We start from the raw sequence: 23,858 nt of genomic DNA on the forward strand, positions 1-23,858 counted from the left end.
TCGATCAGAAGGTACGCCGTGCCCCGGTCCCGCGGATGTGTGCGGGACCGGGACTCGGCATATCAGGTGGTCAGGCCGACTACTTGGTGAGGACGATGTCCGTGAAGACCTCGTCGTTCACCGGGCTGGCCGGATAGCTCTTCACGCGGGGATCGAACGCCAGAGTCGGCGCCGGGTGCGCGAGCGGGACGCCGGGGATGAACTCGGCGACCATCTCGTTGATCTCCTCGTACAGCGGCGTCTGCTCCTCGAGGCTGGAGACGCCGCGGGCCTCGGTCAGCTTCTGGAACAGCTCGGGGTTGTCGAAGCCCCATTCGGAGCTCTTCTGTCCGAAGAACACGCCGACGAAGTTGTCGGTGTCGTTGTAGTCGCCGGTCCAGCCGAGCAGGTGGATGCCGTGATCCGCGGTGCCGGTGGTGCGGTCGAGGTACTCGACCCACTCCTCCGAGACCGGGGTGGTCTCGACGCCGACCTCGGCGAGCTGCGACGACAGCACCGTGTAGATCTGCTCGGGGTCCGGCATGTAGGGACGCGAGACGTTGACCGGGTAGTTGAACGTGAGCTTCAACGGGTTGGCCTCGTCATAGCCGGCCTCGGCCAGCAGGTCCTTGGCCTTCTCGGGGTCGTAGTCGTAGGTCGTGACATCGGGGTTGTACCCGTTGACGACCTCCGGCACGAACTGCGTCGCCTTCTCGGTGCCCTCAGGGAGCACCTGGGTGATGAGCGCGTCCTTGTCGACCGCGTACGACAGCGCCTCACGGACCTTCGGGTCCTGCAGCTCCGGGATCGCCTGGTTGAACGCCAGGTAGAGGATCGTGAACGGCGGACGCGACACCATCGTGAAGCCGTCGTCGTCGAGCGCCTTGGTGTCGGCGGGGCCGACCAGGTCGTAGCCGTCGATCGAGCCGGACTCGAGCGCCTGGCGGCGGGCGGTCGGGTCGTCGATCGTGCGGAAGATGATCTCGTCGATCTGCCCCGCCTCGCCCCAGTAGTCGTCGTAGGCCTTGAGCGTGACCTGCTCGCCCGGTGCCCACTCGTCGAACTGGTACGGGCCGGTGCCGACCGGGTGTCCCATGGCGTACTCCGACAGCTGCGGGGCCTCGGCGGAGCCGGCGACCTCGTCCGCACCGAACTCCTGCAGCGCCGACGGGCTCTGCATCGCGAACGACGGCAGCGAGAGCGACGGGATGAAACCGGCGAACGGCTTGTTCAGCTCGATCGTGACCGAGTAGTCGCCATCGGGCGTGCACGACTTGTACACGGCATCGGCCGCGTTGGCGGCGTAGCCCTTGAACAGCTTGTTGTAGTAGTAGCCGAACGCCTCAGAGGCGGCGAGACCGGTCCAGTTGAACCAGCGGTCGAAGTTGACGCAGACGGCCTCGGCGTTGAACGGGGTGCCGTCCTGGAAGGTCACGTCCTCCTTCAGCGTGAAGGTGTGCGACATGCCGTCGTCGGATGACTCCCACTTCTCGGCGAGGAGCGGTGCCGGGTCTGCCGTGCCGGGCTTGGTGCCCACCAGACCCTCGAAGATCTGCCGCGAGACGCGGAAGCTCTCGCCGTCCTGCGCGAAGGCGGGATCGAGGCTGGCCGGGTCGGACGATGCCGCGAAGACGAACGTCCCGTCGACATCCCCTGCGGGTTCTGCGCCGTCGTCGCCTCGCTCACTGGCGACGCACCCTGCGAGGGCGATCGCGGCGATCGTGGCTCCGGTTACGGCGATGAGTCCTCGCCGACGCTTGACTGATTGGTGCATTGTGTGACCTTCCCTGTCGGGCGCTTCATTGCGCGTCCCGAGGCTTCTTCGCCTCGGGGACGGTGATGACTAGACCGTACCCAGCGGATCCTCAGATGCCAAACGGTTCCACGTTGCAATCCGGTATCGGCGTGGGCCCTGCGTTTCGGGTAGTGTCCAGACCGTGTCCGACTCCACCCCCCTCGCCATCTGCTTCGGTGAGGGCATGGTCGCCCTCGTCGCCGCCACCGCCGGACCGCTGGAGGACTGCCGCACCTTCCACCGATCCCTGGCCGGAGCGGAGTGGAACACCGCCATCGCTCTGGCGTCGGCCGGCATACGCACCGCTGTGCTCTCCCGGGTCGGCGATGACGGTTTCGGCCGCTTCCTCACTGCAGAGTTGCGCGCACACGGCGTCGACGATGCGGCCGTGGAGATCGACGACGACGCCCCGACGGGGCTCTACGTGAAAGAGCTCGTCGCCCGAGCGGACGGCGCTGTCGACGGGACGATGCACTACTACCGCGCGGGCTCCGCCGCGGCCGCGATGTCGCCCGAGACGCTGGCGGCGCCGGTGGCATCCGCCCTGCTCGCCGAAGCCGCGCTCGTGCACACCTCGGGGATCACGCCCGCCATCTCGGCATCCGCGCTCGCTGCCCAGGAGGCGCTGTACGCCGAGCGCCGTCCCGACCGGCTCGTCAGCTTCGACCTCAACTGGCGCCCCGCGCTGTGGCGTGGCCGCGAGGCGGAGGGCAGGGAGATCGTGTCCGACTTCGCCCGCCGCGCCGACATCGTGTTCTGCACGCGCCCCGACGCCGAGGCCGTGTTCGGGACCAGCGATCCCCAGGAACTGCGCGCGCTGTTCCCCCAGCCGCGATACCTGGCGGTCACCGACGCCAGCGGGGCCGTCGCCTTCGACGGCGAAGAGCGTGCCGAGAGCGATGCGCTCGACGCGCCCGTCGTGGAGACCATCGGTGCGGGAGATGCCTTCGCCGCGGGTTTCCTCGCCGGAGTGCTGACGGGGTTGTCTCTCACCGGGAGCGTCGCCCGCGGGCACCGCATCGCGACCCGCGCGCTCCTCAGCACCCGCGACCACGTCGACTGAGCCGCACGCCGTGGGGCGGAGAACCCGCCATGGGGCGGCGTTTCGCCCCGGGTTTCTCCGCCCGACACGGAGGACGCCTCCCCACGCGGGGAGGCACGGCGTTCAGCTGCGGCGACGGCGCGCCGGAACCGCGTCGTGGGTGCGCTGCAGCGACACGGCGACCGGTTCGCCGCTGTGCTGCACGACGCGCACGAACAGCACGTCGACCAGAGCGAGCTGGGCGATGCGGCTCGACATCGCCGCCATCCGGAACGGCGACTCGTGCGCGTGCGTGAGCAACACGACATCCGCCGCGAGTGCCAGGGAGGATTCCGCGACGCTGGTGACCGCGACAGCCAGCGCACCGGCATCTCGGGCGACCTCGAGCGCCCGCAGGGTCTCCGCGGTCTCACCGCCGTGCGAGAATGCGATCGCGACGTCGTCCGCTGTCCGCAGCGCGGCCGTCGTCGTCGCGAGATGCGGGTCAGACGAATGCGAGACGGAGCACCCGATGCGCGACAGCTTCAGCAGCAGATCCTGCGCGGTCAGCGATGACGCCGCCTGTCCGAAGAGGTCGACGTGCCGGGCATCGACCACCGCACGGGCGACCCGGTCGAGGGCTGCCGCATCGAGAGCGATCGCGGTCTTCTCGATCGCGTCGATCTCCTGCGCGGCGAGCTTGGCGGCGATGGCCATCGGTCCGTCGTCCGGATCGATGGCCGTCGTGTCCAGACCGAACCGCGCCTGCTGCGCCTGGGCGAGTGTGATCGCACGCGCGACCGCCACGCGCAGCTCCCGGTAGCCGCTGTATCCCAGCGACTGGGAGAAGCGGGCCACCGTCGACAGCGAGGTGCGACAGAGCTGGGCGAGATCGTTGATCGCCAGGTCGACGACGAGCGTGGGGTCCCCGAGGATCGTCTCCGCGACACGCGCTTCTGCCGCGCTCAGCTTCGGGAGCGAGCGCCGTACACGTGCCAGAACGTCATCGTCCATGGAGTGATCCTGTCCTCAGCCGGCGCTGGTCCTCTGCTGCACGGCGAAACGCCCGAGAAGCGCATCGCGCGCCATCTGCGCACCGAGCCTACTGGCCGCGGCGACCTCGACGGTCGGCAGCGGCAGCGGGTTCGCCGTCGGAAGACCGACATTGACCACGACTGCTGCCGGATCGCGCACCGCCGCCCGTTCGACGAGCGCCCGCTGCGCGGCATCCGTGTCGGGTCGGTCGATCAACAGCACCGTCGTGCCCGCAGCGGCGGTGACCTCTTCCAGCACGCGGTCCTGTTCGGCGAGCGGGGTGGATGCGACATCGAGGCGCACCCGCAGGCCGTCGTCTGCGAGCGCGTTCGCGACGTACGAGCCCGCGCTGTCGACGGCGAGTGTCGAGCGGCGACGGGCATCGATCACGGCGAGCTCGGATGCGGCAGCGGGAGTGTCACCGGTGACCGTCAGCACGCGACGCACGATGTCCGCGGCGTCGAAGTCGTCGGCGGATTCCTGGTCATGGTCGGCGGCGGCGCGGAGCTTGGCGGCGAGGGCAGCCACCCGACGGGCAGCCTCTTCCACGCGCTCACGCGAGAGCGAGCCGTCGCGCAGTGCCGCGACGATCCCGTCACGGGTCGCGCGGAAGTCCCGCTCGTCCTGATCGGGAAGCGCGGCGTCGCCGGGGTTGGTCGGGTTTCCGATGCAGAGCAGGTCGGCGCCGGCGGCGAGCGCCAAGGCTGCTCCCCCACCGAGTCCGACCGTCTCACGGATGGCGGCCATGTCGAGCGCATCCGTGATGATGACACCGTCGTAGCCCCAGTCCCGCAGCATGCCGAGCACACGCGGGTTGAGGGTCGCGGGCTGTTCGCCCCACGCGGGGACCACGATGTGCGCGGTCATCACCGCGTCGACGCCGGCATCGACGGCCGCGCGGAACGGCTCCAGATGCACGCGTTCGAACTCGTCGAGGTCGAGCGTGATCTCCGGAAGGGAGTGGTGCGAGTCCATGTGGGTGTCGCCATGACCCGGGAAGTGCTTGACGCACGCGGCGACCGCCGCATCCTGGATGCCGTCGATCGTGGCGACCACATGCCGCGAGACGAGCGCCTCATCATCGCCGAACGCGCGCACGCCGATGACGGGGTTGCGGGGGTCGGTGTTGACGTCGGCGACCGGGCCGAGCACCACGTTGGCACCGACCGCACGCACGCGCCGGGCCAGCTCCGCCCCGGTCTTCTCCGACGCCACCAGGTCGTCGAGGAGGCCCAGCTGGGCCGCTCCGGGAACCGTCGAGCCGGTGGCCGACTCGAGCCGGGTGACGCTGCCGCCCTCTTCGTCGATGCCGATCAGGGCGTCGGGGTTCGCGTCGAGGATCGCCGCGCTGAGCGCCGGGAGCCCTTCGCCCACGTTCTGACCGAAGTACACGACCCCGGCCAGTCCGTCACGCAGTTCGGCGCGCAGCCACTCCGGTGCCTCGGTGCCGAAGAATCCCGGCCACAGCACGCCGTTCGCGAGGCGCTCGAGCTCGTCGGTCATCCCTTCACGGCTCCCGCGACCATGCCGGAGGCGAGCTTGCGCTGCACCAGCACGAAGAAGATCATGACGGGGACGGTGATGATGGTCGACGCGGCCATGATGCTGCCCCAATCGTTGGAGTGCAGGCCGAAGAACGACTTGAGACCGATCGAGACCGTGTACTGATCTGTCTGGGCACCGAGGATCGTCATCGCGAAGATGAACTCGTTCCACGCCGTGATGAAGCTGAAGATGCTCGTCGCGACGAGGCCGGGCATGACCAGCGGCAGCAGCACCGAGCGGAACATCCGCCACCAGCTGGCACCGTCGATGTAGGCGGCCTCCTCGAGCTCGACCGGGACGGCGGCGACGAAGCCGCGCAGCATCCAGATGCCGAACGCGAGCGACAGGGCGACGTAGACGACCATGAGGCCGAGGATGCTGTTGAGCAGGCCGAGACTCTTGACCTGGAGGAACAGCGGGATGACGAGCGCCTCGAGCGGCACCATCTGCACCACGAGGATCATCATCAGGATCATCGTGCGGAACTTGAACTTGAACCGCGCGACAGCGACGGCAGCGAGCAGGCACACGAGGGCGCTGACGAGGACGGTGACGAGAGCCACGATCGCCGAGTTGCGCAGGTACGTGCCGAAGCCGCCGTCGGTGAGGACGAACGCGAAGTTGTCCCACGTGAACTCCTGCGGGATCAGCGACTGCCCACCGCTGGAGGCCTTGCCGTCGAACGCGCTGGAGACCATCCAGTACACAGGGAACAGCGTGAAGATCAGGACCGCGGCGACCGCGATGCCGAGTCCGATCCGGGAGCGGAGCCGGGGGCGCGGGTTCACAGCTCGTCCTCCTTCATGAGGGAGCGGATGTAGACGATGGTGATGCCGATCAGCACGAGCGTGAGAAGCACCGCGAGCGCCGCACCGAAGCCGTAGCGGTTCTGGCCGAACGACTCCACGTACGACCAGACGCCGAGGTTCAGCACCTGGCGGTTTCCGCCGCCACCGCCGGGCATCAGGTAGACCTGCGCGAAGACTTTGAAGTCCCAGATGGTCGAGAGGATGATCACGACCGAGAAGACGGGGCGGAGCGTCGGGAAGATGATCTTCCAGAAGCGGCGCCAGGCGCCGGCGCCATCGAGGGCTGCCGCTTCGAGCATCTCCTTCGAGACGCCGAGGAGACCGGCGAGCACCGTGATCGCTACGAACGGGAAGCCGTGGTGCACGACGTTGAGGAGCACGATGGCGTAGAAGGACCACTGGTTCGTGAACCAGTTGACCGGGTCGTCCATAAGGCCGAGGTCGCGCAGCACCGCGTTGAAGATGCCTCGGTCGGCATCGAAGATGAAGGTCCAGACGTACGTGCCGGTCACGGCGGGCATCGCCCACGCGACCATGATGCAGCTGGAGACGATGACGCGCCACGTGGTGCCGAGCCGCGCGAGCAGCAGGGCCACGAGCGTGCCGACGGCCACGGTGACGAAGACCGCCACGGCGGCGAAGCCGACCGTGTTGGGCAGCACCACCGTCCAGAGAGTCGGGTTGGTGAGCGCCTCGACGTAGTTGTCGAGACCGATCCAGTTGTTCTCCCCGGTGTTGATCTCGCGCAGGCCGTAGTCCTGCAGCGAGAAGATGAACACCTGGATGAGAGGCCAGAGCATGAGCACCGCGAGGATGACCAGCCCGGGCGCGAGAAGAAGCCAGGGGCGGGCTGCGACGATCGAGAGACCGCGTCGCTTCCGGCCGCCGGCCACGGAGGCGGAGGTGGACTCCGCCTCCGTGGCCGGCAGTGGCGCTTGCACCATCGACATGGAAGGGATGCTTCCTTACTGGTTGAGCAGTTCGGTCATCTCAGCGGAAGCGTCCTTCGTCGCGGTCGCGACGTCCTTCTGTCCGCTGAGGATGGCCTGGATCATGGAGTTCGTCGTCTTCTTCGCCTGGACGGCGCCGAAGTTCGGGGTGACCGGGACGGATGCTCCGCCGTCGACCATCTGCTCGGCGAACGGTGCGACCAGCGGGTCGGTCGAGGCGAGGGCCTCTTCCATCGCGGACTGCACACCCGGGAAGTAGCCGGTCTCGTCCGACCACTGCTCGGCGAACTCGCCGGTCGTGACGAGCTTCACGAACTCCCACGCCAGGTCGGCGTTCTTCGTCGTGTTGAAGATCGAGAGGTGCGATCCACCGAGCACCGACGGGGCGATGCCGCCGTCCTGGCCGGGGATGACCGCGGCGCCGATCTTGCCCTCGAGGTCGGGGTTCGCCTCGATGAGCGAGTTCGGCGTCCACGAGCCCGAGAGCATCATGGCGACGTTGCCCTGCGTGAACGCGTCGCGGAGGTCGGTCTCCTTCCAGGTGGTGGCACCTGCGGAAGAGAAGCCGTGCTCGGTGGCGAGGCCCGTGTAGAACTCGATGCCCGCCTGCGACTCGGCGCTGTCGAGCTCGCTGGTCCAGGTGTCGCCGTCCTTCGTGGCGATCTCGCCGTCGGCGCCCCAGACCCAGGGGTAGACCTGGAACTCGGCGTCACCCGGAACCGGGAACGGCAGCATGTCGGGCTTGGCGGCCTTGATGGCGTCACCCGCGGCGACGATGTCGTCCCACGTCTTCGGAGCCTCGAGACCGAGCTCCTCGAACACGTCGGCGCGGTACATGAGCGAGCGGACACCGGCGTACCAGGGCATGCCGTACAGCTCGTCTTCGTAGGTGCCGGCGACCTCGAGGCCCTCGACCAGGTCGTCGCGCAGGCCCTTCTCACCGTCGACGTACTCGTCGATCGGGAGGAGCGCGCCCGCGTCGGCGAACTCGGCGGTCCAGGTGGTGCCGGTCTCGGCGATGTCAGGAGTCGTGCCACCGGCGATGGAGGTCACGAAGCGGTCGTGAGCGTCTGCCCACTGGATCTCATCGATCTTGACCGTCGCGCCGGTCTCCTTCTCGAAGGCTTCGGCGACGTCGTCGTAGAAGGCCGTCGCGTCAGGGTTGGTGCCCTTCATGATCCAGACGGTGAGCTCTTTGCCCTCGCCGTCGGTAGAGCCGGTGTCACCGCCGCCGGCGCAGCCGGCGAGGGCGAGCGTGGCCACGGCGCCGAGCGCCACGGCCGGAAGAATGCGCTTGTGCATGCGGGGATCTCCTCTTTGAAAAGTCCAGGCGAGTATCAGGTATTCGCCGGGGGTTAGGAAAAAGTATCCACGACTAACTAATTACCTGCAAGTTCCTCCCACAATCGTCATGCGGCCGTAACATCGCCATCACCGCGGTCTCTCCCAGGTGTTGCCCAGGCTCGGCCTGCGTGGCGCCCGCAGGGTCCGCCGGTAGGCTCGCGGGCATGCGCCGCCACGACGAAGCCGACCGCTCCACGGTCGCGCGCCATGCGACTCTCCCCACTCCCGGGCCCGCCAAAGGCTTCCTGAAGATCGCCGGGATCACGCTGGGCGTCATCCTCGTCTCCGCGATCGCCGTCGCCGCGTTCATCGTGACGGACTACTTCAATCGCTTCAGCGACGGTGCCGTCACCCTCGAAGACGCCCCCGAGGTGGAGCCTCCCCAGATCGGCGCCTTCCCCGGCGAGTTCAGCATGCTCATCATCGGCACCGATGAGTGCGGCGAGGTCTCGACCGGACTTCTCGGCGAGCGCTGCTCGGAGGCCGACGGCGGCATCCTCAATGACGTGAATCTGCTCGTGCACGTCTCGGCAGAGCCCCGCAACGTCACGGTGGTCTCGCTCCCCCGCGACCTGATGATCGAGACCCCGGAGTGCACGCTCCCGGACGGATCCGTCGCCTCGGCCACGAACAAGACGCAGATCAACTCGATCTTCCAACGAGCCGGGCTCTCCTGCGTGGCGAAGACGGTCACCCAACTCACGGGCATCGAGATCCCGTTCGCCGCGAAGATCGCCTTCGACGGAGTGATGGAGGTCACCGACGCGATCGGCGGTGTGGAGGTGTGCATCGGTGGAGAAGGCATCCGCGACCGGCACACGGCTCTCGACTGGGAGCCGGGACCGCGCACCGTCTCGGGCTACGAGGCGCTCCAGTTCATCCGCACCCGGCACGGTGTCGGCGACGAGAGCGACATGGCCCGCGTCTCGAACCAGCAGCAGTACATGTCGCGCCTGGTGAAGAAGATCATGAGCGACGAGGTGCTCAGCGACCCGGGCAAGGTGCTGGGACTCGCCAATACCGTCGTCGACAACATCGACCCGAGTGACGAGCTGGCCAATCCCGTCCGGCTCGCGCAGCTCGCGCTCTCGATCAAGGACGTGCCCTTCTCGGACTTCGTCTTCCTGCAGTACCCGGTGTTCGGTGACCCGGACGACTCCGACCGGGTCGTCCCGAACTATGACGCGGCAGCCACCATCTGGGACGCGCTGAAAGCGGGTCAGCCCGTGCAGCTCACTGGCGGCGTCAGCAACAACGGGGGCGTCGAGCTGGTCGAGCCCGCTCCGGGCACCGAAGGTGAGACACCGGCCACCCCTCCGTCCACGGACGCGCCCGCGACCCCGGCGCCGCGCGCGACGCTCGACCCGGCCATCTCCGGCCAGACGGTGGAGCAGGAGACCTGCGCCAACGGCCGGCTGCGCTGACCTTCCCACCCGCCGCGTAGGCTCGGGCCATGGGCCGAAACCGATCGCGCGACGCCGAGCATCCGCAGGTCCGCCTGGACCACGGCGGCATCGCCAGCATCGTGCCGTCGGAGTTCACCACCGGGTTCGAGCTCATCGTCGACGACACCCCGCAGTCGCACGTAGACCTCGATGACCCCACGCACCTGCACTTCGAGTACATCGTGCGCATGGGCGCGGTGATCGATCAGCTGGCGCCCGGGCCGCTGACGGCCGTGCACCTCGGCGCCGGCGCCCTCACGATTCCGCGCTACATCGACGCCACACGACCCGGCTCCCGCCAGCAGGTCATCGAACTCGAAGCGCCGCTCGCCCAGCTGGTCCGCGAACATCTGCCGCTGCCGAAGGGCGCGGCCATCCGCATCCGCATCGGCGACGCACGGGAAGGGGTGAGCCGGCTGCCGGGCGCCCTGCAGGCGAGCTGCGACCTCGTGGTCTCGGATGTCTACTCCGGAGCGCAGACGCCCGCCCACCTCACGAGCATGGAGTTCTACCGCGAGCTCTCCGGCCTGCTCGCGCCCGGAGGTGTGCTGCTCGTGAACGTCGCGGACGGCCCGGGCCTCGCCTTCGCCCGCCGCCAGGCCGCGACGATCGCCGAAGTGCTGCCCGAGATCGGCATCCTCGCCGATACCCAGGTGCTCAAGGGGCGGCGCTTCGGGAACCTCGTGATCGCGGCATCCGCTTCTCCGCTGCCGACCGAGTGGCTGCCGCGGATGCTGGCGGCCGGCCCGCATCCCGCGAAGATCGCGCAGGGGACTGAGGCCGCGGCCTTCCTGCAAGGCGCACGGGTCGTCACGGATGCCGATGCGGTCGCATCGCCTCGCCCCGACGCCTCGCTCTTCCTGCGCTGACCTCGACGGGATCGATCGAGCGCGGCCCGACGCCGACCGCGCCGCGGTATGTCGCAGCTCGGATGCGCCGACCAGGGCGCGCCGCCCCGACGAGCGCTCGACCGGAAGGCAGACTGGACGGGGACGCTGCGGAAGGAGAGCAATGAGTTTCATCCGGGGATACGACCAGGAGACGCTCCGCGAGAAGGTCGATCTCGACGAGTGCGCGACGCGCCTTGCCGAGATCGAGTCGCAGCGCAGCCTGCCCGCACTGCTCGAGCGGGTGTGGCTGCTGAAGGTGCTCGACCGTCTGGACGAGGCACTCGTGCTGGCCGACGAGACCGTGCGCCAGGCGCGCATGGCCGGCACCCGCAAAGACGTGCTGCGCGCTCGGGTGCTGCACGCCACGATCCTGCAGTACCGGGGTGCGCACGCCGCCGCCGAACAGGAGCTGGCCACCTGCGCGACCGAGGCCGAAGGCCAGCGCTGGCTGTCGATCGCGGCATTCGCGTATCAGCACCACGGCAAGAACGCTTACGAGGCCGGCGACTACGAGACAGCGCGGGAGAGCTTCAAGCAGTCGCTGTTCCTCCGGCGGGAATCCGGCGCAGAGGACCGCGAACTGGAGACCGTTCTGCTGGCGATCGAGGCCGCTGAGCGTCGCCGTCCGTCGCAACTCGTCGCGGGCTGAACCCGTGCTGCGACGACGATGTCGGTCGCAGGGCATAATCTGGGCGCATGGCGGAACTCGACCGTGTGCGCGTCTGGGGCGAAGCACTGATCACGCTGCATCTCGATGACAGCTGGACCTTCGGGTTCGACCATGCCAAGCGCCGGGCCGGACAGTGCGATTACACGAAGAAGCGCATCACGGTCTCGCGCTACCTCGCCGCCCGCTTCGAAGACGACGACATCCACCAGGTGCTGCTGCATGAGGTCGCGCACGCGCTCGCCGGACATGCGGCCGCGCACGGCCCGGTATGGAAACGCGTCGCGCAGGACCTCGGCTACGTCGGCGGCACGACCCATCACGGCGAGACCGCTGTCGAACTCGCACCGTGGGTGGGACAGTGCCCCTCCGGGCACGTGACCTACCGGCATCGGCGGCCGACGAGGGCCACCTCCTGCGCCCGCTGCTCACGCACGTTCGATGCCAGGCATGTGTTCGCGTGGACCCGCCGCGAGATCCCGTCCGACGTGCGTCTCGCCGCTCAGATGCCCCGCTGACCGCTGCTCATCGTGGCAGGTCGTCGGGGTACTCGTCCTCGAGCGGGACGGAATCTTCCTGCGCCTCCGCGGCAGCGCGGCGTCGACGCAGCAGTGCGGTGATCGCCCGCCAGCCGACCAGGAACACACCGAGCACGATCGTGGCCACGATGATGAACGGCACCTCGGCGGTGTCGCCGCTGAGCACGCGGATGAGCATGCCCCCGGCGACCGTCACGACCCAGACCACCGTGCCCCACAGCACCGACCACGGCCGGCGGGGCCTGGCGGGGAGCAGAGCCGCGAGAACATGGCCGATCGCCAGAGCGATCAGGAACGGCCAGGCGGTGAGCAGGAACCCCGCCGGATTCTCATCGTGCGAGGCACGACCGATCGCGGCGAAGACGAGCACGAGCACGATGTCGACGATGACGGCGGGGAGGTACCTCATGCCACGACCCTACGTGGCGACGGCCGAACCATCGTCTCCCGCGCGGCGTCGGACGGAGATCACTCGAACCTCGTGAACAACCCCTCGCGCAGAACGGGAACCACGTCGACGGCGTCGAGCACGGCGGCATCCGTCGTCGATGTCGGCGTCAGGCCGGATGCTTCGATACGAGCGGTGGACGCCACACCATCGGCGAGCTCACGCCCCGACCCGCTTGCGCCGATCATGTGCCGCAGCGCGCCGCGGAGGGCACGGAATCCCTCGGCGGCGACCGCCGCATCCGGCGAGGTGTGATCGATGCCCCGATCCGAGAGAGCCAGGACGATGGCGCCCGCACCGAGCTGATCCTCGACCGCGAACCGCAGCACACCGGCGGCATCAGCCTCTCCCGCCGCGATGACCGCGACCGACGTGCGCGCCTGTCGACGCTCCTGCACGGTCTGCACTGCGCGGGCGACAGCAGTGGCGTTGCGGATGCCGCCGACGAGGACGATCGCATCCGGGGATGCCGCGGCGGCGACCGCTGCGCCGTTCCGCGACCATCCCTCGGCCTCGGCCAGAACCACCTCGGTGTCGGCGACCGCGGCATCGATCACGGTGGACGAGAATCGCAGGACATCCACGACCACGACGATGTCGGCGGGTGCGAGACGGGCGAGACCCGCGGTGCCCCAGTCGAGACGAACCTGGTACGTGGACTGATCGAACGGCGACGGCATCCGACCAGCCTAGAGCCGTCAATCCGCAGCGAGTGCCTCGACCGGAGCCACCCGGGTGGCCAGGCGCGTGGGCGTGGCAGCCGCGACCAGCGTGAGCACCGCCGTGGCGACGACGATGATGGCGATAGGGATCCACGGGACCTGCGGGGCCACGAGCCCGGCAGGAGTGAATTCCGGCAGGGTCGGAACGGAGCCCAGCAGCGACTGCGCCGCGATCCACCCGTACACGATGCCCAGCACGAGACCGGTCAGCGTTGCGGCCACCGTGATGTGCGTGGCCTCGAGCAGCACCATCCGCCGCACCTGACGGTTCGACAGCCCGATCGAGCGCAGCAGACCGAGCTCACGGCGACGCTGCACCACGCCGATCGTGAGCAGGTTCACGAGGCCGACGGCCGCAATGACGGCGGAGACGGCGACCAGCACCATCATGACCGCGGCGAATGCGTCCATCGGCGCGAAGAACTCCTCCGGCACCTCCCCGGTGACCTGGCTCATCATCAGGCTTTTCGCGGACTCGAGCGCGACGGCGAACATCGTCACCAGAGTCACCCCCATCACCACGCCGATGGCCATGCGGGACGACCGTTCCGGATAGCGCAGCGCGTTTTCGGCCGCGAGGCGGGCAGTCGCGCTCGAGCCGAACATCCGCCCCACCAGGCGAAGCACCGGCGGCATGAACAGCACGGATCCGAGAGCGAGCCCCGTGAAGGACAGCACACCCCCGAAGAAGGCGATGACGACGCCGAGCGGCGTCACGAGCCCGACGACCACGCCGGCAGCGAGGAGCACGGCTCCGGCGATGAGCAGGATCCACGCACCGATATGTCGGCCGTGCTTGCCCGACACCTCGTCATGGGTCCGCTCGACCGATCCGCCCAGTGCCTGCAGCGGCGTCACCGAGAGCACACGCCGAGAGCCGGCCCACGCCGCAGCCCAGGTCGTGAGTGCGACACCGATCGCGGGCAGCGCGACGAACGGCTGCGCGAGCGAGAAGGATGCCGGGGCGTTGTCGATCAGCTGCGCCCCGATCTGCACACCGATCACCGCCAGCGCGAGTCCGACGAGCAGACCGATCGCCGCGCCGAGTAGGCCGACGACGAGACCCTGCCTGCCGACCTGAGCCCGCTGCGAACGTGCGGTCGCCCCGATCAGACGCATGAGCGCGATCTGGCGCGTGCGTCCGGCGATGATCGTCGAGAAGGTGTTGGCCGTGACGATCGCGGCCACGTACATGGCGACGACGGTGAGCAGCACCGACAGCAGAGCGACCACGAACGCGAGCGTCTCACTGTCGCCGATGAAGGGGTCGGCCTGGAGGACCGCCCCGATGTAAGCCGTGATCTCTACGAGGAGCACACCGAACGCGGCCGACAGCGCGGCGACGAGGATGCTGGCACCCATGCCCCGGTCTCGCAGCCACGCCAGGCGAGGACCGGTCACCCGCGTCTCGGGGACGACCGTGGCGACGGCGGTCATGCCGCCACCTCCGCGGCGAGCATGTACGCCGAGATCTCCTCCGCGGTCTGACGGGGGTGGTCGGCGACGATCCGCCCGTCGCCGAGGTAGAGCACGCGGTCGGCGTGGCTCGCCGCGATCGCGTCGTGCGTCACCATCGCGATGGACTGTCCGTGCTCGCGGCTCGCGGTGGCGAGCAGGCGCAGTACCTCGCGCCCGGTCTTGGAGTCGAGGTTGCCGGTGGGCTCATCCGCGAACACGAGGTCGGGGGCGGTCGCCAGGGCGCGAGCGATGGCGACACGCTGCTGCTGCCCGCCGGACAGCTGATGCGGACGGTGGTTGAGGCGCGAGCCGAGCCCGAGCGTCTCGATCAGTCCGTCGATGCGCGCCCTCTCGATCGCGCTCGGGCGGCGTCCGTCGAGCTCGAACGGGAGCATGATGTTCCCGAGCGCGTCGAGGGTGGGAACCAGGTTGAAGGCCTGGAAGATGAAGCCGACCCGGCGGCGGCGCAGGATCGTCAGGTCGATGTCGCCGAGACCGGTGATCTCGGTGTCGCCGATCCACGCGCGCCCCTCCGTCGGGCTGTCGAGCCCCGCCATGATGTGCATCAGCGTGGACTTGCCCGAGCCCGAGGGGCCCATGATCGCGGTGAACTGTCCGCGGCGGATGCCGACGCTGACGTCATCGAGCGCACGGACGGTGCCTTCGCCCGAGCCGTACGTCTTCTTCAGGTGCTGGACGCGGGCGGCGAGCCCCAGGTCGGTGGTCGTGATCTCCATGCTTCGACGCTATTTCCGCAGCCCCGCGCCGGTCATCGCCCGCCCGGAGCATCCTGATACATCGCAGGGATGATCTGCACCCGACCACTCGCCGGCCGATCGCCGGTCAGGCGAGGCCGTGCTCGAAGGCGAAGACCACCAGCTGCACACGGTCGCGCAGCGCGAGCTTGGTGAGGATGCGACTGATGTGCGTCTTCACGGTCGCCTCGCTCAGGAACTCCCGGCCGGCGATCTCGGCGTTCGACAGCCCCCGGGCAGCGAGCGCGAAGATCTCCTTCTCCCGGTCGGTGAGCGTCGTGTACTGCGGCGGGACGGGCTTCGGCGCCTCGGCGAAGTGGGCGAACAGATCGCGCGTCGCCGAGGCCGCGATCACGCTCGACCCGGAATGCACGGTGCGGATCGCGGCGAGCAGGAACTCCGGATCGGCGTCCTTGAGGAGGAAGCCACTGGCGCCCTGCCGGATCGCCCGAGCGGCAGCCTCATCGAGGTCGAACGTCGTGAGCATCACGATGCGGGGCGGCTCCGGCCGGGTGAGGATCTCGGCGGTCGCCGTGAGACCGTCCATGACCGGCATCCGGATGTCCATCAGCACCACGTCGGGCCGCGTGGCACGGACGACGTCGAGCGCTTCCTGTCCGTTGCCGGCTTCGCCGACGACTTCCAGGTCGGGTTGTGAGGCGACGAGCATGCGGATGCCGGCGCGGAAGAGCGCCTGGTCGTCGACGAGCACGACTCTGATCATTCGGCTGCTCCGATCGGAAGCGAGGCGTGGACGACGAACTGAGCCCCTCGGAGCTCGGCTTGCAGACTACCGCCGACGAGCTGTGCCCGCTCGCGCATGCCGATGACCCCGTGCCCACCGGGTGCGACCATCGTCTCCCGCTGCACCGTGTTCCGCACGTCGATGTCGACCCGATCGGGAAACCAGGCCAGGTGCACGTCCACGGCGCCGTCGCCGTGGCGGATCGCATTCGTCAGCGCCTCCTGGAGGATGCGGTAGACGGCGAGCTGGATCGCTCCCGGCGGCTCCCCCGGAGGCATCGGGTCGACGGTGACCCGCGGCTCGATCCCTGCCTGCCGCACCTGCGCGAACAGAGCTTCGAGGTCGGCGAGCGTGGGCTGCGGGCCGTCGCCCTGCCGGTGCCGGAGCTGGGTCAGCAGCATGCGCACGTCGCTCAACGCGCCGCGCGCTGTCTGCGCGATCGTTCCGAGGGCCTCGGTCGCCATCTCTGGTTTCGCCGCAGCCGCGTATCGCGCGCCGTCGGCCTGCGCGATGACGACGGCCAGGGAGTGCGCCACGATGTCGTGCATGTCGCGGGCGATGCGCACGCGCTCCTGCTCCTCGACGGCGAGCGACTCGGCCTGCAGCTGGGCGGCTCGGGTGCTGCGCGCGCGCAGCACGACCCGCCACAGCAGGCCGCAGACCCAGGCGAACCCGAGCGCCATGACGGAGACGATGAGGAGGAGCGTGCCCGCCGTCACCTTCTCCCATCCGGTGCCGACGCCGAAGGCGACGCCATTCACGACCACCATGTAGAGGGCGGCGACGAGTCCACCGGCGAGCGCGGAGGCGAAGCCCCACCAGAGCACCCGCCGAGTGCCCCACGCCGCCGTGGCGTAGAGGATGAGCAGGATGGCGAAGTCGATCGGCAGCGGGCCGAACCCGGCGATCATCTGCAGGATCGCACCGGACCACGCCGCGGCCAGCGCCCAGCCCGGCGCGAGGCGGCCGATCGCCACGCCGCCGAACATCAGCACGGCAGCGAAGACCACTGCCACGACCGATATGCCTCCGATCGCCGTGTTCCCGGTGCCCGGCCCGTAGAACACGAGCGACGTCGGCATCAGGACGAGGAAGAGCAGCGTCGCCCCGACGATGTCGAGCGCGAGCGCCGTGCGGGAGAGTGGCCGGATCACTCCCCCACGCTACGCGAGCGCACCGCACGGACACATCCGTCCGTGGATGTATCCGTGCGGTGTCACACGCGGGCGAGGATCTCCCGTCAAGCGGTCGAGGAATCGGATTCCACGGGCGCCCATCGCCTCGAGCGCAGGAGCGCCGCCCCGCCCATCATGAGCAGAAGGGCTCCCAGGGCGATAGCCGCAGAGCTGTCGGCACCGGTGGTTCCCAGCGTGCCGCTGCCCCCGCCGGACGGCTGCGGGACGTACGGCGTCACGGGAGCGATCGTGGGCGTCGAGACGTTGCCTGCCGCATCGATGACCGTGATGGTGACCGCCTGCGGGTCGGCAGGACCGGACGACGTGCAGCTCCACTCCAGCATGACCGCAGCGGTGCGGCACAGTTCCGTGCCGTCCGGCGCAGTGACGACCACGGTCGTCCCCGGCTCGCCGGTGCCCGAACAGGTGATCGTGAGATCCGGGTTCTGGACACAGACCGGGTTCAGGACCGGAGCGGGCGGCACCGTGTCGACGACCACGTCGATGGGGCCGCCCGCGGTCGTGTTCCCGGCGGGGTCGGTCGCGGTCGGCGTGATCGTGTTCGTCCCCTCCGGCAACGGATCGGTCGGGGTGCAGGACCACGCGCCGTCGACGACGGTGGTCGTGCAGAGCACGGTGCCGTCATCGTCGGTCAGAGTGATGGTGTCGCCGTCATCACCGGTACCCGTGAAGGTGGGCGTGGCATCCGTCACTGCAGCGCCATCCGCCGGGCCTGTGATCACCGGGGCCGTGGGGGCGACCGCGTCCACGGTCACGTCGATCGGGTCGCCCGCCGTCGTGTTCCCCGCCGGGTCCGTCGCCGTCGGCGTGATCGTGTTCGCGCCCTCCGGCAACGGATCGGTCGGGGTGCAGGACCAGGCGCCATCGACGACGGTCGTCGTGCACAGCACAGTGCCGTCACCATCGGTCACGGTGATCGTGTCGCCATCGTCACCGGTTCCGGTGAACGTCGGCGTCGCATCCGTCACCACAGCACCATCCGCCGGACCGGTGATGACCGGAGCGGAGGGGGCCACGGTGTCCACCGTGAGATCGATCGGATCGCCCGCCGTGGAGTTACCTGCGGGGTCAGTCGCCGTCGGCGTGACAGTGCTCGCACCTTCCGGCAGCGGGTCGGTCGGCGTGCAGGACCAAGCGCCATCGACCACGGTGGCCGTGCACAGCACGGCCCCGTCACCATCGGTCACCGTGATCGTGTCACCGTCGTCACCGGTTCCGGTGAACGTGGGCGTCGCATCCGTCACGACAGCACCATCAGCCGGCCCGGTGATCGCCGGCGCCGACGGGGGCTCCGTGTCGACCGTGAGATCGATGGGATCGCCCGCCGTGGAGGTACCCGCCGGGTCTGTCGCCGTGGGCGTGATCGTGTTCGCGCCCTCCGGCAGCGGATCGGTCGGCGTGCACGACCAAACGCCATCGACCACGGTCGCCGTGCACAGCACCGTGCCGTCATCGTCGGTCAGAGTGATCGTGTCGCCGTCATCGCCGGTGCCCGTGAAGGCGGGAGTCGCGTCCGTCACCACAGCGCCGTCAGCCGGGCCGGTGATCACCGGAGCGGAGGGGGCCACCGTGTCCACCGTCACGTCGATCGGGTCACCCGTTGTGGGGTTGCCCGCGGGATCGGTCGCCGTCGGCGTGATCGTGTTCGTCCCCTCCGGCAGCGGATCCGTGGGCGTGCACGACCATTCGCCGTCGACGACGGTCGTCGTGCAGAGCACGGTACCGTCATCGTCGGTCAGAGTGATCGTGTCCCCGTCATCACCGGTACCCGTGAACGTCGGCGTCGCCGTGTCCACCACGTCACCATCCGCCGGCCCCGTGATCACGGGTGCGGTGGGGGCTACCGTGTCCACCGTCACGTCGATCGGATCGCCCTCCGTCGTGTTCCCGGCCGGGTCCGTCGCGGTGGGCGTGATCGTGTTCACGCCTTCCGGCAGCGGATCGGTCGGCGTGCACGACCAGGCGCCGTCGACGACGGTCGTCGTGCACAGCACCGTGCCGTCACCATCGGTCACCGTGATCGTGTCGCCATCGTCACCGGTGCCCGAGAAAGTCGGCGTCGCATCCGTCACCACAGCACCATCCGCCGGGCCAGTGATGACCGGAGCGGACGGGGCCACCGTGTCGACCGTCAGGTCGATCGGGTCGCCCGCCGTCGTGTTCCCCGCCGGGTCCGTCGCCGTCGGCGTGATCGTGTTCGTCCCCTCCGGCAACGGATCGGTCGGCGTGCACGACCATTCGCCGTCGACCACGGTCGTGGTGCAGAGCACGGTGCCGTCACCATCGGTCACGGTGATCGTGTCGCCATCGTCACCGGTACCGGTGAAGGTCGGCGTCGCGTCCGTCACCACAGCACCGTCAGTCGGACCGGTGATCACCGGGGCCGCAGGCGCAACGGTGTCGACGGTGAACTCGACAGGATCGCCCTCCGTCGTGTTCCCGGCCGGATCCGTCGCGGTCGGCGTGATCGTGTTCGTCCCCTCCGGCAGCGGATCGGTCGGAGTGCACGACCATTCGCCGTCGACCACGGTCGTCGTGCACAGCACCGTGCCGTCGTCATCGGTCACGGTGATCGTGTCACCGTCATCACCCGTACCCGTGAAGGTGGGCGTCGCCGTATCCACCAGATCACCCTCCGCCGGCTCGGTGATCACCGGGGCAGACGGAGCTTCCGTGTCCACGGTCAGCTCGATCGGAGTACCGTCCGTCGTGTTCCCTGCCGGGTCGGTCGCTGTTGGCGTGATCGTGTTCACGCCTTCCGGCAACGGATCGGTCGGCGTGCAGGACCAGGCGCCGTCGACCACGGTCGTCGTGCAGAGCACGGTGCCGTCACCGTCCGTCACCGTGATCGTGTCGCCGTCATCACCCGTTCCGGTGAACGTCGGAGTCGCATCCGTCACCACCGCACCATCAGCCGGGCCGGTGATCGCTGGAGCCGACGGAGCCACCGTGTCGACCGTGAACTCGATCGGGTCGCCCGCGGTAGCGTTGCCGGCCGGGTCCGTCGCCGTCGGCGTGACCGTGTTCGTCCCCTCCGGCAACGGATCAGTCGGCGTGCACGACCACGCACCGTCGACCACCGTCGTCGTGCACAGCACGGTTCCATCACCGTCGGTCACGGTGATCGTGTCACCATCATCCCCAGTACCGGTGAACGTCGGCGTCGCATCCGCCACGACATCGCCATCCTCGGGGCCCGTGATCACGGGGGCCGACGGGGCGACCGTGTCCACGGTCAGATCGATCGGAGTACCCGCCGTCGAGCTTCCGGCCGGGTCCGTCGCGGTCGGCGTAATCGTGCTGGTGCCCTCCGGCAGCGGATCCGTGGGCGTGCAGGACCAGGCGCCAGCCGCCACGGTCGTCGTGCACAGCACCTTTCCGTCACCATCGGTGACGGTGATCGTGTCGCCGTCATCCCCAGTGCCGGTGAATGTCGGCGTCGCGTCCGTCACCACATCGCCATCGGCGGGGCCAGTGATCACCGGCGCGGACGGCGCCACCGTATCCACCGTCACGTCGATCGGAGCACCCGCCGTCGAGTTCCCCGCAGGGTCGGTCGCGGTCGGGGAGACCGTGTTCGTGCCTTCCGGCAGTGGATCGGTCGGGGTGCAGGACCACTCCCCATCGACCACAGTCGCGGTGCAGAGCACGGTGCCGTCACCGTCCGTCACGGTGATCGTGTCACCGTCATCACCGGTTCCGGTGAACGTCGGCGTCGCCGTGTCCACCACATCGCCATCCGCCGGGCCCGTGATGTCCGGCGCCGACGGGGCGACCGTGTCCACCGTCACCTCGATCGGTTCCCCCGGGGTGGAGTTCCCCGCCGCGTCCGTCGCCGTCGGCGTGATCGTGCTCCCGCCCTCCGGCAACGGATCGGTCGGGGTACACGACCACGCGCCATCGACCACAGTGGCCGTGCACAGCACGGTGCCGTCGTCATCCGTCACGGTGATCGTGTCGCCATCATCACCCGTGCCGGTGAATGTCGGCGTGGCATCCGTCAGCACCGCACCATCCGCTGGACCAGTGATCACCGGCGCCGAAGGGGCCACCGTATCCACCGTGAACGCGACGGGCGCACCGGTCGTGCTCGTGCCGTCGATGTTCGTCGCCGTCGGCGTCGCCGTGGCTGCACCTTCGGGTAGCGCCGTCGTGGGCGTGCACGACCATGCACCGTCCACCACGGTCGTCGTGCAGAGCACGGCACCACCGCCATCGCGGACCGTGATCGTGTCGCCATCGTCTCCGGTGCCCGTGAAGGTCGGCGTGGAATCCGCCACCGCGGTGCCATCCTCAGGTCCGGTGATCACCGGCGTCGACGGCGAGGGGACGGTCACGGTGATCGCGTTGCCGGCGAACGCCTGGCCGTTGACCACGGTGTACGGCTGCACGACGTTGGCGCCCACGGCAAGATCCGACATCGACGTGCAGCTCCACGTCCCCGCCGCGGTCACCGTCGCGGTGCAGAGCACCGCGCCCGAATCGTCGCGCATCTCGACCACGTCGCCCGGTGTTCCCGTGCCGGAGAATGCCGGTCGAGGCGGAACCGTGGCTCCATCGGCAGGGCCGGTCACGACGGCTGCCGCACCCCACTGGAGTCGCACGGTCCCATTTCCGCCGCTCGCTGCAGCTCCGCCGCCGGCTGCTCCTCCACCCAGTGTCAGCGCCGCGCCGACCACACCAGGAGCCGCAAAGCCTGACCCGCCGCCGCCTCCGCCGTCGCCGATACCCAGCAGAGCCAGACACCGACCGCCACCGCCCCCGTAGTAGCCGCCACCACCGCCACCGCCGCCGTCGATGCTCAAATTCGAAGCGCCCCCACCGACACCTCCCGCATATTGCGCCCCCGCCGCCGGAGCACCAGCCGTACACGCACCCGTCCCCGCTGCTCCGCCCGCAGTCTGGCTACCGCCGCGTCCGGTTTCGGCTAGCCCTTCTGCGGGCGCCGGGGCTCCCGCGGTGCCTCCTCCGGCGCCTCCGGCGGAACCGGCCGCACTGCTTCCTCCGGGTGCACCACCTCCACCGCCTGCGATGAGCAAGGGAGTGACGCCGTACCCGCCTTGCCAGATCGCGCTCATGCCTCCACCGGCTCCACCAGGACGCACGTTTCCGGTGGCCGCGCCGCCACCGACGGCACCGCCGCCGTAAGTCGGAGCCCCCGGCAACGGCGCACCGCCCTGGCCGACGGTGACCGTGAGAGATGCTCCCGGCGTGACGGATAGGACGCCGACCGCCTGCCCACCCGCGCCGCCGCCCTGCGTGCCCTGACCCGCGCCCGCCCACTGGCCCCCGCCGCCGGCACCCGTGAGCGTCGCGCTCACCTGCGTGACGCCTGTGGGGACGGTGAAGGTCTGGTCGCCGCCGGTGTAGGTGAAGTCGACGCAATGCACGTACGCGCCCGTCGGGACACACGCGACCTCCGCTGCCGAAGCGGATTCCGACCCGCCGAAGCCCGCGGTCAACGCCGACGCCACGCCGAGGAGCAGCGCCAGAGTCGCAGCCATCTTTCGTGGGGCCGCGGCACGAGGGGCCGCAGTGGCCACGGCAGCCCGGCGAACCGGACCTGTCCCGCGAGTGATCCGCTTCATTGCTCTTTCCCCTCAACTGTTCCGCGCTGGGGCACACGTAACGATCGAAGAGTATTACGACACTCAGCGGAAACATAGGGTTACCGCAAAAATACCGATATAATGCGCCGCGCCCGGCACGGGCGTCTTGTCAGACGCGGGCGAGGATCTCGCCGTGCGGCACGACGTACCAGCCGTCGCCGTCGTCGGCCCAGCGCTTCCACGCATCGCTGATCTCCTGCAGATCCGCAGGAGTCGCCATGTCACTGTCCACCAGCTGCCGCGCGAGTGCCGACTCGAGGATGCGGTCGGCCCACATCCCACCCCACCAGGCGCGCTCAGCCGGCGATGCGTAACACCAGGTGGATGCCGTCGCGGTCACGTCATCGAAACCCGCGGCCCGCGCCCACGCCAGCAACCGGCGCCCGGCATCCGGCTCGCCGCCGTTCGCACGCGCCGCCGCCTGGTACAGCGCCAACCACCTGTCGAGCTCGGGCAGGACGGGGAACCAGATGAAGCCCGAGTAGTCGGCATCGCGGGCTGCGACGAGTCCGCCGGGAACGGTCACCCGACGCATTTCGCGAAGCGCCTGCACCGGGTCGCCGACGTGCTGCAGAACCTGGTGCGCGTGTACGACGTCGAACGAGTCATCAGGGAAGCTCAGCGCGTGCACATCCTCGACCGAGAAGGCGAGGTTGCTCAGGCCGCGTTCCTCGGCGAGGCCACGCGACAGCGACAGGGCGTTCTCGTCGATCTCGGTGGCGGTGACATGCCCGACGGCCCCGGCGAAGTCGACGGTGATCGTGCCGGGGCCGGCCCCGACATCGAGGAGCCGGGTCGTGTCCGTGAGGTGCGGACGGAGGTAGGCGGCGGAGTTCGCGATGTCGCGCACGTTGTGCGAGCGGAGAACTGATTCGTGGTGTCCGTGCGTGTACGAGGCCATGCGTT

19 protein-coding genes are annotated in these 23,858 nt (G+C 69.3%); 5 read left to right on the top strand and 14 right to left on the bottom strand.

Annotated features, from left to right (window positions below):
• Nucleotides 1-79: 79 nt before the first annotated feature.
• The gene (locus J7E45_RS05625) at nucleotides 80-1,753 is read right to left on the bottom strand and encodes an ABC transporter substrate-binding protein (RefSeq protein WP_215067757.1); all 1,674 of its coding nucleotides are present in this window, start codon (nucleotides 1,751-1,753) and stop codon (nucleotides 80-82) included.
• A 163-nt stretch (nucleotides 1,754-1,916) separates the two neighbouring features.
• Here J7E45_RS05625 and J7E45_RS05630 point away from each other — a divergent pair, with 163 nt between their 5' ends.
• Complete coding sequence (locus J7E45_RS05630; protein WP_215067759.1) at nucleotides 1,917-2,837, top strand: sugar kinase; 921 nt, start codon at nucleotides 1,917-1,919, stop codon at nucleotides 2,835-2,837.
• Between the two features lie 102 nt (nucleotides 2,838-2,939).
• On the opposite strand, the gene J7E45_RS05635 is transcribed toward J7E45_RS05630, so the two are convergent.
• The 5 genes from J7E45_RS05635 to J7E45_RS05655 are packed head-to-tail and all read right to left on the bottom strand — an operon-like array spanning nucleotide 2,940 to nucleotide 8,436.
• Entirely contained in the window at nucleotides 2,940-3,809 is an 870-nt protein-coding gene (locus tag J7E45_RS05635) for a MurR/RpiR family transcriptional regulator (RefSeq protein WP_215067761.1), read from the bottom strand.
• Between the two features lie 15 nt (nucleotides 3,810-3,824).
• A complete protein-coding gene (locus J7E45_RS05640; protein WP_215067763.1) occupies nucleotides 3,825-5,333 on the bottom strand; it encodes a glycoside hydrolase family 3 N-terminal domain-containing protein in 1,509 nt (502 codons plus the stop codon).
• Nucleotides 5,330-6,163, bottom strand: a complete 834-nt coding sequence (locus tag J7E45_RS05645) for a carbohydrate ABC transporter permease (protein WP_029261829.1) — start codon at nucleotides 6,161-6,163, stop codon at nucleotides 5,330-5,332. Before J7E45_RS05645 ends, J7E45_RS05640 begins: the two co-directional genes overlap by 4 nt.
• Complete coding sequence (locus J7E45_RS05650) at nucleotides 6,160-7,134, bottom strand: carbohydrate ABC transporter permease (RefSeq protein WP_215067765.1); 975 nt, start codon at nucleotides 7,132-7,134, stop codon at nucleotides 6,160-6,162. Before J7E45_RS05650 ends, J7E45_RS05645 begins: the two co-directional genes overlap by 4 nt.
• A 15-nt stretch (nucleotides 7,135-7,149) precedes the next feature.
• On the bottom strand, nucleotides 7,150-8,436 hold the full coding sequence (locus J7E45_RS05655) for a sugar ABC transporter substrate-binding protein (RefSeq protein ID WP_091035297.1): 1,287 nt from the start codon (nucleotides 8,434-8,436) through the stop codon (nucleotides 7,150-7,152).
• 206 nt (nucleotides 8,437-8,642) lie between these two features.
• Here J7E45_RS05655 and J7E45_RS05660 point away from each other — a divergent pair, with 206 nt between their 5' ends.
• From J7E45_RS05660 to J7E45_RS05675, 4 genes are all read left to right on the top strand, one after another.
• Entirely contained in the window at nucleotides 8,643-9,902 is a 1,260-nt protein-coding gene (locus tag J7E45_RS05660) for an LCP family protein (protein WP_091035299.1), read from the top strand.
• Between the two features lie 29 nt (nucleotides 9,903-9,931).
• The gene (locus J7E45_RS05665; protein ID WP_215067767.1) at nucleotides 9,932-10,792 is read left to right on the top strand and encodes a spermidine synthase; all 861 of its coding nucleotides are present in this window, start codon (nucleotides 9,932-9,934) and stop codon (nucleotides 10,790-10,792) included.
• A gap of 142 nt (nucleotides 10,793-10,934) precedes the next feature.
• Nucleotides 10,935-11,462, top strand: coding sequence for a hypothetical protein (locus tag J7E45_RS05670; protein WP_029261824.1), 528 nt, complete (start codon nucleotides 10,935-10,937; stop codon nucleotides 11,460-11,462).
• Nucleotides 11,463-11,509: 47 nt separating this feature from the next.
• Nucleotides 11,510-11,998 carry a SprT-like domain-containing protein gene (locus J7E45_RS05675; protein WP_215067769.1) on the top strand — a complete coding sequence of 163 codons (489 nt, stop codon included), beginning with the start codon at nucleotides 11,510-11,512 and terminating at the stop codon, nucleotides 11,996-11,998.
• Nucleotides 11,999-12,005: 7 nt separating this feature from the next.
• On the opposite strand, the gene J7E45_RS05680 is transcribed toward J7E45_RS05675, so the two are convergent.
• The 8 genes from J7E45_RS05680 to J7E45_RS05715 all read right to left on the bottom strand — a co-directional run bounded on the left by J7E45_RS05680 (nucleotide 12,006) and on the right by J7E45_RS05715 (nucleotide 23,853).
• Nucleotides 12,006-12,428, bottom strand: a complete 423-nt coding sequence (locus tag J7E45_RS05680; protein ID WP_215067771.1) for a DUF3054 domain-containing protein — start codon at nucleotides 12,426-12,428, stop codon at nucleotides 12,006-12,008.
• A 59-nt stretch (nucleotides 12,429-12,487) separates the two neighbouring features.
• Nucleotides 12,488-13,147 carry a 2-phosphosulfolactate phosphatase gene (locus J7E45_RS05685; RefSeq protein ID WP_215067773.1) on the bottom strand — a complete coding sequence of 220 codons (660 nt, stop codon included), beginning with the start codon at nucleotides 13,145-13,147 and terminating at the stop codon, nucleotides 12,488-12,490.
• 18 nt (nucleotides 13,148-13,165) lie between these two features.
• Complete coding sequence (locus tag J7E45_RS05690) at nucleotides 13,166-14,626, bottom strand: ABC transporter permease (protein ID WP_215067775.1); 1,461 nt, start codon at nucleotides 14,624-14,626, stop codon at nucleotides 13,166-13,168.
• Nucleotides 14,623-15,384: an ABC transporter ATP-binding protein gene (locus J7E45_RS05695; protein WP_029261819.1), complete on the bottom strand. Its 762-nt coding sequence runs from the start codon at nucleotides 15,382-15,384 to the stop codon at nucleotides 14,623-14,625. Before J7E45_RS05695 ends, J7E45_RS05690 begins: the two co-directional genes overlap by 4 nt.
• A 106-nt stretch (nucleotides 15,385-15,490) precedes the next feature.
• Entirely contained in the window at nucleotides 15,491-16,126 is a 636-nt protein-coding gene (locus tag J7E45_RS05700; protein ID WP_215067777.1) for a response regulator transcription factor, read from the bottom strand.
• Nucleotides 16,123-17,301: a histidine kinase gene (locus J7E45_RS05705; protein ID WP_215067779.1), complete on the bottom strand. Its 1,179-nt coding sequence runs from the start codon at nucleotides 17,299-17,301 to the stop codon at nucleotides 16,123-16,125. Before J7E45_RS05705 ends, J7E45_RS05700 begins: the two co-directional genes overlap by 4 nt.
• An 86-nt stretch (nucleotides 17,302-17,387) precedes the next feature.
• A complete protein-coding gene (locus J7E45_RS05710) occupies nucleotides 17,388-22,847 on the bottom strand; it encodes an Ig-like domain-containing protein (RefSeq protein WP_215067781.1) in 5,460 nt (1,819 codons plus the stop codon).
• Between the two features lie 214 nt (nucleotides 22,848-23,061).
• Nucleotides 23,062-23,853 (bottom strand): methyltransferase domain-containing protein, encoded by a 792-nt coding sequence (locus tag J7E45_RS05715; RefSeq protein WP_215067783.1) that lies wholly within the window; start codon nucleotides 23,851-23,853, stop codon nucleotides 23,062-23,064.
• Nucleotides 23,854-23,858 lie beyond the last annotated feature (5 nt).

It is taken from the genome of Microbacterium sp. ISL-59 (genome assembly GCF_018613945.1).
Taxonomy (GTDB): Bacteria; Actinomycetota; Actinomycetes; order Actinomycetales; family Microbacteriaceae; genus Microbacterium; species Microbacterium oxydans_B.